Here is a 13,382-nt window from a genome sequence, read left to right as displayed (position 1 = left end):
CCTCATGAAACAGCTACCACCGCTGGGCAAAGAAGCAACCGTTCGCCTCTCACGGCAGGGCGGGTTCGCCGCGATGCAGGCACTCTCTCGGCCGCGTGAGATCGATTTCGCCAGCTGTGACGAACGCCAGCGCGGCCAGATTTGCTCCGTGCTGGAAGGCTGCCTTCCGTTGGCGAGTGCCGACGCCGGGCAGGGCGACCGTCGTTACTACCAGATCGAACTTCATTATCGCGAAAACGAGCATGACGGCGAGATGCTGCTGCAAGTCCCCGAAGAGCAAGCGCCTGGGGAGCTGGTGCGCTTGTGGGACAAAGGGGAGCTGCTTTGAGGCCGGCTTGGCCATCGGCGCCTGCGCGGCGCTAGAATCCCGGGCCCGGTTTTCGAGGAACCCACCGCATGTCTGATTTGCCATTGATCGCTTTTGCCGGCATCGGCCTGATGGGCCTGCCAATGTGCCGCCGGCTGCTCGCTGCCGGCTATCGATTGACGGTCTGGAACCGTTCCCCCGAAAAGTGCGCCCCGCTGATAGAGGCCGGCGCGCGACAGGCCAGCGATCCGGCCGACCTATGCAGCGACGCAGACATGGTGCTGCTTTGTCTGGCAGACACCGCGGTGGTACGTGAGGTGGTGTTTGGCTCGGGTGGTATCGTCGAGGGAGCAAAAGCGGGCCAATTGCTGGTCGATCATTCCAGTCTGGAGCCAACGGCCACGCGCGCCATGGCCGCCGAACTAGAATCCCGCAGCGGCATGCGCTGGGTCGATGCACCGGTGTCCGGCGGAACGGCGGGTGCCGAGACGGGCAGCCTGGCAATCATGGCAGGCGGGCGCGGCGAGGATGTCGAACGGGTTCGACCCGTGTTGGCACACCTCGGCCAGCGGTTGACCCACATGGGCGATGTCGGCGCCGGCCAGGTGACCAAAGCCTGTAACCAGATGATCGTCGCCTGTAATGCATTGGTCATCGCCGAAGTGGTGGCTTTGGCCGAACGCTGCGGGGTCGACGCCACTCTCATCGCGTCGGCACTGGCTGGCGGTTTCGCCGATTCCAAACCGCTGCAGATCCTCGCCCCGCAAATGGCCCACAGCGAGTTCGAGCCGGTGAAGTGGCGCGTTCGCACCCTGCTCAAGGACCTCGACACGGCCGTGCAGCTCTCTCGTGAAGCAGGCGGAGCCACGCCCATGACCGGACTCGCCGCACAGCTGATGCGCCTGCACGGTAGTCAGGGCGAGCTGGAAAATGACCCGTCCACGCTGGTCAGGATGTTCCGGGAGCAAGATCAATGAAAATTGCAGCCAACCTGTCCATGTTGTTCACCGAACTGCCGTTGGCCGAGCGCATCATGGCCGCTCGGATTGCCGGGTTCGACGGTGTGGAAATCCAGTTCCCCTACGAGCTGCCGGCCCTGCAGCTAAAGGAGTTGCTGGAGCGTGCAGGTCTGCCGCTGGTGCTGATTAACCTGCCGGCTGGCGATTTCATGCAGGGCGGTGCGGGGCTGGCGGCGGTGCCGTCACGGCAGGCTGAGTTCGATACGGCGCTTCAGGAATGCCTGACCTATGCGGCCATGACGCGCCCACTGTGCGTCAACGTCTTGCCGGGCCGGCTGGCCGAAGGTGTCTCGCGTGAGCAAGCCTTGGAAACCCTGGCAGCCAATCTGCGCAAAAGCGCCGAGGCGTTCGCATTACTTGGCGTTCGAGTGGTGTGCGAGGCGATCAATCCGCTCGACATGCCCGGCTTTCTGATCAATACACCCGCGCATCTGCAAACGCTGCTGGAGCGCGTCGACCATCCCAATTGCCAGGCTCAGCTGGACCTGTATCACATGGCCCGTCAAGGGCTGGACGTCGCCGCTGGTATCCGGCTCCTGGGATCGCGGATAGGTCATGTGCAGTTCGCCGACTGTCCCGGCCGTGGCGCGCCCGGCACGGGTTCGGTAGCGTTCGAACCGCTGCTCGAAGCGTTGCAAGCGGTGGGCTATTCCGGCTGGTTGGCGGCCGAATACCGCCCCGATAGCGCCGGGACCTCAACCAGCCTTGGTTGGCTAGAGGCTTGGCGGCAGAGCTGATCCGTCGCATCGGCCGGCATCAGCGAAAGTGATGGTGACAGACAGACGCACGTTAGAACCCTAGAGTCAGTTCCGAGAATCGGTCGGCACACGACCGACGCATAACAATAAATCGAGAGCGACGTCATGCAGCCATCCACCCAAGCCGCGAACGCCTGGCGCGTCCTGTTTCTGCTGTTTCTGGCCAACCTGTTCAATTTTTTCGATCGCACCATACCGGCAATCATTGCCGAGCCTATCCGCCTGGAGTGGGATCTCAACGATTTCCAGCTGGGCTTGATCGGCACCGCTTTCACCATCATCTATGCCATCGCCGGCGTGCCACTGGGCCGCATGGCCGACATCGGCTCACGGCGCAAGATCATGGGCTGGGGGTTGACTGTCTGGAGCGGGCTGACCGCTGTAAACGGACTGGCCTGGAATTTTTGGACCTTTCTGCTGGTGCGCATGGGCATCGGCATCGGTGAGGCCAGCTATGCACCCGCGGCCAATTCGCTGATTGGCGATCTGTTTCCGGCGCACAAACGCGCTCGGGCCATGGGTATCTTCATGCTGGGGCTGCCGCTGGGGCTGCTGCTGGCCTTCTTCACCATTGGCTCGATGGTGGAATATTTCGGCAGCTGGCGCGCACCGTTCTTCATCGCGGCAGTGCCTGGTCTGGTGCTGGCGCTGTTCATCTTTTTCGTCAAGGAACCCCAGCGTGGCGCGGCGGAAACGGTAAAAGTGTCGCAGGCGCGTGTGGAGCAGCCGATTCGCAAGGTGTTCGCGATCCGCACATTCTGGTGGCTGGTGCTGGCGGGGCTGGCGTTCAACTTCGCCACCTACGCCTGCAACGCCTTTATGGTGCCGTTGCTGATGCGCTATCACGCGGTGCCGCTGGTGGAGGCCTCGATCGCCACCGGGGTGATCGTCGGCTTGACGGGTTTGATCGGTTTAACCCTCGGCGGTTGGGTAGCAGACAAGATCCATCAACGCTTTGCCCGCGGCCGCCTGATCTTCGCTGCGGTGAGCATGCTCATCGCCACCGCTCTGACCGGTTATGCGTTGCTTGCCGGGCGGATTGAGGTGGGCGTGTTCGTCGCGGTCTTCAGTATCGGCTGGCTGTTCTCCTACAACTTCTACACCTGCGTCTACACCGCCATTCAGGACGTCGTCGAACCGCGTCTGCGCGCCACCGCCATGGCCCTGTTCTTCGCCGGTCTGTATCTGCTTGGTGGTGGCATGGGCACGGTGGTGGTGGGGCTGCTGTCGGACCACTTTGCCGAGTCGGCAATGCTTGCCGCAGGTGCCAGTGAGATGAGCGAAGTCTTCCGCGCCGAAGGTTTACACGGTGCGATGTACCTGATCCCCGGCTCGCTGCTGCTTACCATGGTGTTCCTGTTCCAGGCCTCCCGCACTTTCTGCCATGACGCCAAGCGCATGACGGACGGCATGACCGACTCCGCTGCCGCGGCCGCTGCCGAGCCGTCACTCGCCTAACGGCGCTCCACTGCGGCGGCGCTCGACTGCCGCAGTGGTTTGCCTGGTTGAGCCCGCCCGACGATTGGCCTGCATTTGCCGGCGGGCTCGCATAAACTGCGCGGCCGTTTTTAGAAGTCCGGACCGCACATGCATAACTCGTCCCCCGCCCGCGCCTGCGGCATCGACTTCGGTACCTCCAATTCCACGGTCGGTTGGTGGCGTCCTGACGCCGAGCCGCTGTTGGTGCTGGAAGGCGATCAGCAGACCTTGCCCTCGGTGGTGTTCTTTAACACCGAAGAGTGTCGTCCGGTCTATGGTCGCCTGGCCTTGGCCGAATACCTAGAAGGCTACGAAGGGCGTTTGATGCGCTCGCTGAAAAGCCTGCTGGGGTCCAAGCTCCTCAAGAGTGAGACGACCGTGCTCGGCGGTGCCATGCCGTTCAAGGACATTCTCGGGCTGTTTCTCGGGACCCTCAAACAACGCGCTGAAGAGCAGGCCGGGCGTTCGTTCGATGAGGTGGTGCTGGGCCGCCCGGTGTTTTTCGTAGACGACGACCCGGATGCAGATAGGGAAGCGGCGAATACACTCGCCGCTGCGGCCAACAAGATCGGTTTCAAGGACGTCTCCTTCCAGTACGAGCCCATCGCCGCAGCGTTCGACTACGAGTCACGCATCGAGCGGGAAGAGCGCGTGCTGATCGTCGACATCGGCGGCGGTACCTCGGACTTTTCACTGGTGCGGCTGGCACCGGAGCGGCGGCAGATCGATGACCGTCAGGATGACATCCTTGCCACCTCTGGCGTGCACATCGGCGGTACCGATTTCGACAAGCAGCTCAGCTTGCAGGGGGTAATGCCCCTGTTCGGCTACGGCAGCCGGATGAAAAGCGATGCACCCATGCCCACCAGCACTCATCTCAATCTGGCCACCTGGCACACGATCAACGCGGTCTACGCTCCAGCTTCGCTGCGTGCATTGCAGAGCATGCGCTACGACATTGTCGACCCCACCGGAATCGACCGTTTGTTCAGCCTGATCGAGCAACGCGCCGGGCATTGGCTGGCGATGCAGGTCGAGCAGGGCAAGATCGAATTGACCGAGCATGAACGCTTCCTGATCGACTTCGCGCGAATCGAACCCGGCCTCGAAGCCACACTCACGCGTCCTGTATTCGAAACGGCGATCAACCCCCTGCTCGAACGAATCCGCACCAATGTCAGTCAATTGCTCAAGAGTGCCGGGCTCAAGCACGAGGACATCGACACGGTCTTCTTCACGGGCGGCTCCAGTGCGATCCCGGCGCTGCGCAATAGCGTCGCCGCCTTGCTGCCACGGGCACGCCACGTTGAAGGCAATCGCTTCGGCAGTATCGGTAGCGGCCTGGCCATCGAGGCGCGCAAGCGCTACGGTTGAATCGCCCGTCATGCCTGCTGTGCGAGTGTGGCAGCGGGCCTGAACGGGAGTTGTCATGGGCTACAAGCTGCGTCCGCAAGACCCTGCCGCCGAGGTGCGAAAAGTCGCCCGGCAGGGCATCGACAAAGCCATCGAGGCGCTGAGCGTTGCACCCGAAGACCGCGCCGAGGGCGTGCATCAGGCGCGCAAACGGTTCAAAGAGTTGCGGGCGCTTCTGCGCCTGGTGCGCAAGCCGCTGGGAAACGAGTTTCAGCGAGAAAATCACCGTTTGCGTGATCTGGGGCGCGCCTTGGCCGAGTCGCGTGACGCTACTGCCATGTTGGAAAGCTGGGATGCGCTGGCCAAGCGTTTCCCGAACCTGTTCGCCGAGGCGGATTTCAAGCTGACCCGGCGTCGCCTGCAGGCTCGGGCGAAGCAGGCCGAAAGTGGCACTACCGACCTCGATTCGCGCATCGGCAGAGTGATCGATGAGCTGAAGGATGCGCGAAGCTGCATCGACACCTGGTCACTTCAAGCCAAGGGCTTCGACTTGCTGTCTGGCGGTGTCGAACGCACCTACTCAGACGGTTGCGCTGAGCTGGCCAAAACCAAGCTCGATCTCAGCGACGAACAGCTCCACCAGTGGCGCAAGCGGGTCAAGGATCACTGGTACCAGACCAGGCTACTGACGCCGAGTTGGCCGAAGCTGATGCAGCTGCGCAGCGACTCGCTCAAGGATCTGGCGGATCAGCTGGGCGATGATCATGATCTGGCGGTGCTGACGGAGCTGACGCAGAGTCAGCCGGCATTGTTCGGCGACGACACCCTGCGTGAGCGACTCAACACTGCCATAGCAGAACGTCGTAGCGAGTTGCAGAGCGCCGCGCTCAAGCTGGGGGAGAAGATCTATTCGCAGGCGCCTAAAGAACTGGTGGCACGCTGGCAGCGCTATTGGGACGTCGCCGCCGACTGATCTAATTCAGCTGCACTGCACTGCACTGCTCGGCGAGCCAGGCATCAGGCGGCCTGGCTGTTGATCTCGTGAATCTTCAGCATTTTTTCCAGCTCCGTGCGGATGAAATCATCGTTGCAGCCGGGCAGGTACTCACGCAGCTTGCGGATCACCCACTGCTGGCCGCGGTCAACGAAAGTCAGGCGCTCGTCCAGCGACTCGATGGCCATGGCCTTGCCGTAAAACGCACCGGTTTCGCGGTTGGGCTCGATGTTCAGATGATTCATGCAGTTCAGGACCAGCCGGCAGCTGTCGACCTCGCCCTGGCGGATCTGCTCGAGCAACTTCTGCTGGGTTGGATCGTTGCACTGTTGCAGGCTTTCACCGGCGACCTTGGCCCCGGCGCGCTCCGCGCTTAGTAGGTCTTGAAGCAGTTGTGCTTCCCCTTCGGCGGTGTTCAGCATGTTCTGTTCACTCATGTCAGGTCTCCTGTTCAGCAGCCGGTGCACGGCGGGTGCCGTGCACACTGTCGACTGACGTGGAAAGGTCAGAGTTTCTTCGCTGAGACAATCTTTACCGGCGTTAGCGGTACGTTCTGCATCATGCTGCGGTTGCCGGTCGGCACCTGGGCGATCTGGTCAACCACGTCCATGCCGCGCACCACCTTGGCGAATACCGCATAGCCGAAGTCGCGGCTGCCATGGTCAAGGAAGTCGTTGTCACGGTGGTTGATGAAGAACTGACTGGTCGCCGAGTCGACGTTCTGTGTGCGCGCCATGGCGAGGGTGCCACGTACGTTGTGCAGACCGTTGTCGGCCTCGTTCTTGATCGGCTCACGGGTCTTCTTCTGGCTCAGGCCCTCGTTAAAGCCGCCGCCCTGGATCATGAAACCAGGGATCACGCGGTGAAAGACGGTGCCGTCGTAGAAGCCGCTTTCGACATATTCGAGAAAGTTCTTCACGCTGACCGGGGCCTTTTCGGCCTCCAGCTCGATTTCGATTTCGCCCATGCTGGTGTTCAGCAGTACGTGAGGATTCTCCGCGGCGAACAGGTTGCCGGCGAGCAGCAGTGAGCAGGCGGCGAGTGCGAGTCGTTTCATGGTCTATTCCTGGTATGGGTAAGCCTGGGTCAGCCCGTTCATGCAGGCCGGTTGCACAGGTGCTTCAGCCGTCGTGCTTGATGTTGCTCACCGGCTGAACAGGCGATTGCGCTTGTGCATCGTACGTCCTGATCAGGTCGATGAGAATCTGTGTGGCCGGACCGAGCGGTTTGTCGGGGTTCGTGTAGAGGTAGAAAAGCGGCCGGCGAACGCTGCCCTGAACCAGAGGCAGCGGCTTGAGGGCTCCTTCTGCCAGTTCGCGATAAATCATGTGTCGAGGTAGCCAGGCAAAGCCCAGGCCGCTGCTGACGAAGCCGACCGAAGTGGCCAGGCTGCCGACCGTCCAGCGTTGTTCGGCCCCCAGCCAGCCGCTGTCGCGCGGCTGGCGCTGGCCGGAGTCGCGCACCACCACCTGCATCTGGCTTTGTAGATCCTGGACGCTGAGCTTGCGTTGCAGCTGATGCAGCGAGTGGTTGGGGTGCGCGACAGCGATGAATTCGACAGTGCCCAGTTCCTGGCCAAGGTAGCCGGTGATATCCAGGCCGCTGATCGCCAGATCCGCTGTGCCGTCCTTGAGGACCTCTTCAACACCGGACAGCACTTCTTCACGCAGCCGCACCCGGCAACCCCGGCTTTGCGGCATGAACGCGGTCAGCGCACGGATCAGCTTGGCGTTGGGGTAGGCGGCATCGACCACTAGCCGCACTTCAGCTTCCCAGCCTTGCTCCATGTGGTGCGCCAACTCTTCCAGCTGTCCGGCCTGGTTGACCAGCTGCCGGGAGCGGCGCAAAAGCACCTCGCCGGCATCGGTCAGTACCGCCTTGCGGCCATCGATACGTAACAGGGGGACGCCTAATTGCTCTTGCATGCGCGCCACCGTATAGCTCACCGAGGATTGCGAACGATGCAGCATTTCGGCGGCCTGGGCGAAGCCGCCATGGTCGATCACCGCCTGCAGGGTTCGCCATTGATCAAGGGTCACACGGGGCACTTTCATTCCATTGTTTTCCTGTTGCGTCGGTCTGGTACGCTGGCGGTCGCCTATTCGAGGAGCCCACATAAAAAATGAAAAGACTCTGCTTCGCTGCGCTCGTCATCTTCCCACTGAGTGCGCTTGCCGTCAGCTACCCCGTGGACCTCGAGCAGGAGCTCAACGGCGCCGAGGTGCTGGCGAGCACCGAGACCATCGACCGCGATATGGCTGGCCTGGTATTGCAGAACCTTGGGGACCGCCCGGTCGAGTGTACCGCCTCGTTTCGCAACGGACCGGAAATGCCACGCACCCGACGGGTCACGCTCGAGTCAGGGGAACGCAAGCCCATGACCGCCAAGTTCAAGCGCGACGTGATCCGCCTGCGCATCAAGCTGACCTGCGAGCCTCAGTGACGTTGCCCTGACTCGCGCTATCCGCCGAGACGGCGAGCGAAGCCAATGCTGTTTTTCACGACCTGAACTTCCGGTTCTAGCTGTCGGTCGGCCTGTCGTCGCGCAGTACAAAGACGACTCTGCGCGCGTCGGACGGGTTACTCTATGCCACGTTTTTTTCGACTTGCTTGAGGTGTCACCTTTGTTTGACCAATTCGCCCTCCACGAACGCCTGCTCAAGGCGGTCGCCGAACTCAAATTCGTCGAGCCGACCCCGGTACAGGTAGCGGCTATCCCCCCCGCGCTGGAAGGGCGTGACCTGCGGGTGACGGCACAGACCGGCAGTGGCAAGACCGCCGCCTTTGTGCTGCCAATGCTCAATCGGCTGATCGGCGATGCCGTGGTGCGTACCGATGTGCGTGCGCTGATCCTGCTTCCGACCCGTGAGCTGGCCCAGCAGACACTCAAGGAAGTCGAACGCTTCTCGCAGTTCACCTTTATCAAGTCGGCAATGATCACCGGCGGCGAGGATTTCAAGGTCCAGGCGGCGATCCTGCGCAAGGTGCCGGACATCCTAGTCGGCACACCGGGCCGGATGATCGAACATCTCAACGCCGGTACCCTGATCCTCAAGGATGTCGAGTTGCTGATCCTTGACGAAGCCGACCGCATGCTCGACATGGGCTTCGCCGAAGACGTGCAGCGCCTGGTAGGAGAATGTGCCAAGCGTCAGCAGACCCTGTTGTTCTCGGCTACCAGCGGGGGCGCCGCGCTGCGCGAAATGAGCGCCGCCGTGTTGCGTGATCCGCTGCACCTGCAGCTCAACCGCGTCAGCGAGCTCAACGAGGGCACGCGCCAGCAGATCATCACGGCCGAAAACACCGAGCATAAGGAAAAGCTGGTGCATTGGCTGCTGGCCAACGAGACCTACAAGAAAGCCGTGATTTTCACCAACACCCGCGTACAGGCAGACCGTCTCTATGGCCGTCTGGTCGCGGAAGGCGTGAAGGCCTTCGTTCTACATGGCGACAAGGATCAGAAAGACCGAAAGCTGGCCATCGACCGGGTCAAGGAAGGTGGGGTCAAGGTGCTGGTGGCCACCGATGTGGCCGCGCGTGGGCTGGATATCGAAGGTCTGGATCTGGTGATCAACTTCGACATGCCGCGTTCGGGCGATGAATATGTACACCGGATCGGCCGCACCGGCCGCGCTGGGGCTGAAGGCTTGGCCATCTCGCTAATCTGCCACAACGACTGGAATCTGATGTCGAGCATCGAGCGCTACCTCAAGCAGCGCTTCGAACACCGCGTCATTAAAGGGCTGAAAGGCAGCTACATGGGGCCGAAGAATCTAAAGGCCTCGGGCAAGGCCGCCGGCACCAAGAAGAAAAAGGACGACAAGAAAAAAACCGCAGAGAAGAAGGGCAAGGCCGCAGCCAAGCCAGTAGCCAAGCGACCGAAGAACGCCAAACGCGAAGCGCCAGCGTCACCGCTCGTCAGTCAGGACGGTCTCGCGCCTCTACGGCGGAAAAAGCCCGCAGCAGAATGATCTGCAATAGCCGGGGCGGCATCGCTGCCCTGGCTCGTTTCCATGCTTAGCGCTTTTCGGCCGGTGCGATATCGGCCTGCTTCTCCGCCTGCTCCACATGCATGATGCGCTTCTCGTAGGCCTCGCATTCGCTGCCTAACTGTTCTGCAGTCTGCTTGACCTCCATATCGCGCAACTCTTCGTTGATCTCCGCGGCTCGCTTCGGATCGCTCTCTGTCAGGGCGTTGACGCGGTCGGCAAGCTCTTTGGCCTTGGCATTGATCTGGTCGGTGGTGCATTGCTCGGCGAACACTGGCTGGCTAGCCAGCAGGGCGAGGGTGAACGGGACAATCAGACGTTTCATGGTGCGCTCCTTGATTAACGACCTATCTGGTGGATCGCCAGTGGCGCGCTTTAGTTCAGCCTTTTGCGGTTGCGCTGGATCGAACCATGCCGCGGCGGATGGGGTCCGAATAACAATGGCCGCCTCCCCGAAGCGGCGCAACAGGAGAACGGACATGACCTACGACTGGGACTTGATGCTACGCCTGCTGCGCGAAGCGCAGAAATCCGGAAACGAGAGTTTCGCGCCACGTCAGTACGCTGACGAGCATGCCTTGGCGGCGGAAGAGGCCGGCCAGCCAATGCCCAACATGGATTCCTTGAAGGCTGAGGCGCAAAACTACGAGAGCATGCTGTTCGAAGGTGGTTTCATGGTGACGCGCCCGGAGGAGCAAGGCGGCAATGGCGAGAATTTCGTGCTGACTGACCGAGGCGTGCGCCTGATGGAGATGCTGGAGGGTGGGGCAGGTCGAACCGAGAACCGTCGCCGTCTGGACGAAAAAGGCGAGGCGGCTTTGACCCCGGAAGTATTCGACGACTTAGCGGCAGCAGGCTAGGGCCGGTAGGAAAACGCCCCGCAGATGCGGGGCGCCGGTTAGGTCTTTACCGCAGCGGACCAACGGCCCCGCAAGATTTGTTAGCGGCGTGCTTCTGCAGTATCGGCAACTGAGGGCGAGGTTTGCCGCTTTTTACGTCCAGCGACAACGCATAGTCGCCCCACCAAGGCCCGGCTGCCCAGTACGTACTGGGAATGCAGTGCTGGCCTAGGTACTGGAGAAGGTTGTCCATGGCAACCACCGCCGATGGTGAGAAGTCCGGGGCCCCGTGCTCACCGATGAAGCCCCGCAGACGATAGCGGGTTAGCCATTCGACAAAGGGTTTTGCGCGAACCACGCCGATCATCGGGTCGTACTTCTCGTAGCGGTTGGTGTAATAGCCCGAGTAATCCTTATCGAAATATAGATGGGCCTCGAACATCAGGTTGTTGTTTGGGTCGCGCATCCATGAGTCCTTCACCAACTGAGTGTTGTAGGACGGCCAATGGAAGGCGCTTGACCAGCGATCGCCCGCGATGACGACCCAGTTATCGGCGTCCAGGGTGCGGATACTTTTTGCAGCAGCCAGTGCGGCGGCGGGCCACTTACCGTTAGTGGTGTGGGGCTCGTTCATCAAGCCGTAGCCATAGACTGCCGGGTGGTTAGCGACCTTTTGCGCAATACGCCGCCAGGCATCGGCAAACGCGCTCACGGGCACCTCGTTGGAACCGATCATCTTGCCGTGGTAGCGGTAGTAGTTATGCATGTCGAGGATGACCTGCATGTTGTATTTCTTTGCGTGGTCGAGCGTTGCCAGCATGCGGCCAAGCTCAACGCTGTTCAGTTCGCCGTTGAGTCGCGGCTGAATCCGTTCCCAGCGAAACGGCAAGCGCACCAGCTTCAGATTGCGCTCAGCGTAACGCTTGAAATCAGCCTCTCCTGGATAGATGTACTGCTTCAGGTACACACCGGGCAATGCGACATCTGCGCCGAACTCCGCGCCGGCCAGGTTGATGCCAACCAGATTGATCGGATGCGCCGGTGCTGCTCCGCCGGCAGCGGGTGCTGTGCTGCCAGCGCTTGGGCTTGTATTGCTGAAGCCGGTGCTGCTAACCGAGATGGTACGGGGATAACCTACAGCCTTGCCGTCGATAGGGCCGCCATCGACCATGACGGTCATGTTGCCGCCGGAATGGTAGATCAGCTTGATGGTGCGCACCTGGCCGCCGAAGAAACGGATTTTCGCGCCCTTGTGGAACGCCGCCTTGTTCTCTGCCGTCGCCTTGACCGAAATGCCGACGAATTTGCTGGTGTTGTACACGCCGTTGACGAAATCGCCGCCGTTAAAGGCGTTGAGTGCAGTCGTCATGGAGGAGCCTGCCGCAGGCTGGCTAACCACCGGCTCTGGCGCCGGAGCAGCGGGCTTGCTTGGAGCAACTGGCGAAGCCGGAGCACTGCTGCCGGTGGCCGAGAACAGCTTGTTCGGGTAGCCGAGTTTGCCGCTTAGGGTCGCCCCGGAAAGCATCAGGCTCATGTTCTTGCCGGACACATACACGGCGTTGATCTTGCGCACCTGGCCGTCAGCCAACTTCACCGAGGAGCCGACCTTGAAGGCCGAGCGGTTCGCGCTGCTGGCGGGAATCGAAAAACCTGCGGACCTGCGCCATACACCATTCAACCAGTCGTTATTGGTGTAGTTGTTGATTGCGCTGCTGTGAGATGAAGTATCAGCTGCGACATTGTTGCTGGGCGCAGTTACGGCACTACCTGCAGCGGCACTTGTGCCAAGGGCCGAGACGCTTTTCGGATGGCCATTCTTAGATGCATTCAGCGTCGCCCCTGAGAGCATCACGCTCATGTTGGCGCCTGAAAAGTAAACCACTTTGACGGTGCGGACCTGCCCGTCTGCCGTCCGGACCTGGGCGCCTTTCTTGAACGCCGCTTTATTGGCTGCTGTGGCTGGGATCGAAAGACCGGCCGACTGGCGCCAGCTACCTTTGAGCCATTGGGGACCGGTGAAGTCGTTGACCTTGGCAGTGGCGACTGTCTGCAGGGTGGAAACCGTCGAGGCTGCAGCGGCGTGGGCCGTCTGGATTGGGCTGATCATGCCTAGAGTGGCTGCGAATAACGCAGCACCGAGCAGCACGTTACGTGTGCAAACCGTCGCTTTGACGAGCATTGATATCTCCGAAACTTAATACGACAAAGGGCCGAAGCCCTTTAAAAAGTGCGAAGGCACCCAAAGACCCATGCATCGAACGAAGCACCGACCGTTGACGCCACCAGGCAACGCTTTAGCGGCTCAGGAAGTTCCCGGTCGCTGCGTGCATAGGCTTTATATAGATTGATTATTAAATTTTGAACTTATATTGGCGCCAAAAAACCACGCAACGGAAAATATTTAATGGCTGATTGCTATATTGCCATTACATAGTGGCTTATAAATATTGAAATGACAGTATTAAGCAAGTTCCTGATTTAACTGAGTTTGAACGCGGGACTACGAAATTTGACGGCTAAATTGGCCTAGCGTTGCCGCTTTGCTTGAGCGGTTTGACTTTGAATGGTCATGCGTTTGGTTTTATTGCAGAGTGTTTCAGAGCGAAGCCGCATTGTTCTAAGCAACTACAGCTTGCAGCCGTAA

The 13,382-nt window shown here is 60.8% G+C and carries 14 protein-coding genes; 9 read left to right on the top strand and 5 right to left on the bottom strand.

From position 1 onward, the window contains the following. The first annotated feature begins 4 nt into the window (after positions 1–4). From ACQKEK_RS21675 to ACQKEK_RS21650, 6 genes are all read left to right on the top strand, one after another. A complete protein-coding gene (locus tag ACQKEK_RS21675; RefSeq protein ID WP_046162533.1) occupies positions 5–328 on the top strand; it encodes a protealysin inhibitor emfourin in 324 nt (107 codons plus the stop codon). A 68-nt stretch (positions 329–396) separates the two neighbouring features. After that, positions 397–1,284, top strand: coding sequence for an NAD(P)-dependent oxidoreductase (locus tag ACQKEK_RS21670; RefSeq protein ID WP_499144284.1), 888 nt, complete (start codon positions 397–399; stop codon positions 1,282–1,284). Next, a complete protein-coding gene (locus ACQKEK_RS21665; protein WP_499144283.1) occupies positions 1,281–2,063 on the top strand; it encodes a hydroxypyruvate isomerase family protein in 783 nt (260 codons plus the stop codon). Before ACQKEK_RS21670 ends, ACQKEK_RS21665 begins: the two co-directional genes overlap by 4 nt. A 126-nt stretch (positions 2,064–2,189) precedes the next feature. Continuing rightward, entirely contained in the window at positions 2,190–3,542 is a 1,353-nt protein-coding gene (locus tag ACQKEK_RS21660; protein WP_128118783.1) for a spinster family MFS transporter, read from the top strand. A 129-nt stretch (positions 3,543–3,671) separates the two neighbouring features. Then, a complete protein-coding gene (locus ACQKEK_RS21655; protein ID WP_499144282.1) occupies positions 3,672–4,937 on the top strand; it encodes an Hsp70 family protein in 1,266 nt (421 codons plus the stop codon). Positions 4,938–4,992: 55 nt separating this feature from the next. After that, the gene (locus ACQKEK_RS21650; RefSeq protein WP_499144281.1) at positions 4,993–5,889 is read left to right on the top strand and encodes a CHAD domain-containing protein; all 897 of its coding nucleotides are present in this window, start codon (positions 4,993–4,995) and stop codon (positions 5,887–5,889) included. 44 nt (positions 5,890–5,933) lie between these two features. On the opposite strand, the gene ACQKEK_RS21645 is transcribed toward ACQKEK_RS21650, so the two are convergent. The 3 genes from ACQKEK_RS21645 to ACQKEK_RS21635 all read right to left on the bottom strand — a co-directional run bounded on the left by ACQKEK_RS21645 (position 5,934) and on the right by ACQKEK_RS21635 (position 7,964). Further along, positions 5,934–6,347, bottom strand: coding sequence for a DUF6306 domain-containing protein (locus ACQKEK_RS21645; RefSeq protein ID WP_045425085.1), 414 nt, complete (start codon positions 6,345–6,347; stop codon positions 5,934–5,936). A gap of 68 nt (positions 6,348–6,415) precedes the next feature. After that, positions 6,416–6,967 (bottom strand): peptidylprolyl isomerase, encoded by a 552-nt coding sequence (locus ACQKEK_RS21640; RefSeq protein ID WP_045425088.1) that lies wholly within the window; start codon positions 6,965–6,967, stop codon positions 6,416–6,418. 64 nt (positions 6,968–7,031) lie between these two features. After that, positions 7,032–7,964 (bottom strand): LysR family transcriptional regulator, encoded by a 933-nt coding sequence (locus ACQKEK_RS21635; RefSeq protein WP_128118786.1) that lies wholly within the window; start codon positions 7,962–7,964, stop codon positions 7,032–7,034. A gap of 68 nt (positions 7,965–8,032) precedes the next feature. Between ACQKEK_RS21635 and ACQKEK_RS21630 the strand changes: the two genes are divergently transcribed. Together ACQKEK_RS21630 and ACQKEK_RS21625 are read left to right on the top strand one after the other, a co-directional pair. Further along, on the top strand, positions 8,033–8,353 hold the full coding sequence (locus ACQKEK_RS21630; RefSeq protein WP_064480413.1) for a hypothetical protein: 321 nt from the start codon (positions 8,033–8,035) through the stop codon (positions 8,351–8,353). Positions 8,354–8,534: 181 nt separating this feature from the next. After that, positions 8,535–9,881: a DEAD/DEAH box helicase gene (locus tag ACQKEK_RS21625; protein WP_128118787.1), complete on the top strand. Its 1,347-nt coding sequence runs from the start codon at positions 8,535–8,537 to the stop codon at positions 9,879–9,881. 46 nt (positions 9,882–9,927) lie between these two features. Here ACQKEK_RS21625 and ACQKEK_RS21620 read toward each other — a convergent pair whose 3' ends face one another. Next, positions 9,928–10,224: a hypothetical protein gene (locus ACQKEK_RS21620; RefSeq protein ID WP_499144280.1), complete on the bottom strand. Its 297-nt coding sequence runs from the start codon at positions 10,222–10,224 to the stop codon at positions 9,928–9,930. 154 nt (positions 10,225–10,378) lie between these two features. Between ACQKEK_RS21620 and ACQKEK_RS21615 the strand changes: the two genes are divergently transcribed. Continuing rightward, complete coding sequence (locus ACQKEK_RS21615; RefSeq protein WP_128118789.1) at positions 10,379–10,759, top strand: transcriptional regulator; 381 nt, start codon at positions 10,379–10,381, stop codon at positions 10,757–10,759. Positions 10,760–10,805: 46 nt separating this feature from the next. On the opposite strand, the gene ACQKEK_RS21610 is transcribed toward ACQKEK_RS21615, so the two are convergent. Next, a complete protein-coding gene (locus ACQKEK_RS21610; protein WP_499144279.1) occupies positions 10,806–12,917 on the bottom strand; it encodes a glycoside hydrolase family 5 protein in 2,112 nt (703 codons plus the stop codon). Positions 12,918–13,382 lie beyond the last annotated feature (465 nt).

The organism is Pseudomonas sp. NPDC077408 (assembly GCF_050269105.1).
GTDB lineage: Bacteria > Pseudomonadota > Gammaproteobacteria > Pseudomonadales > Pseudomonadaceae > Stutzerimonas.
This window is presented reverse-complemented; position numbering and strand designations above follow the sequence as displayed.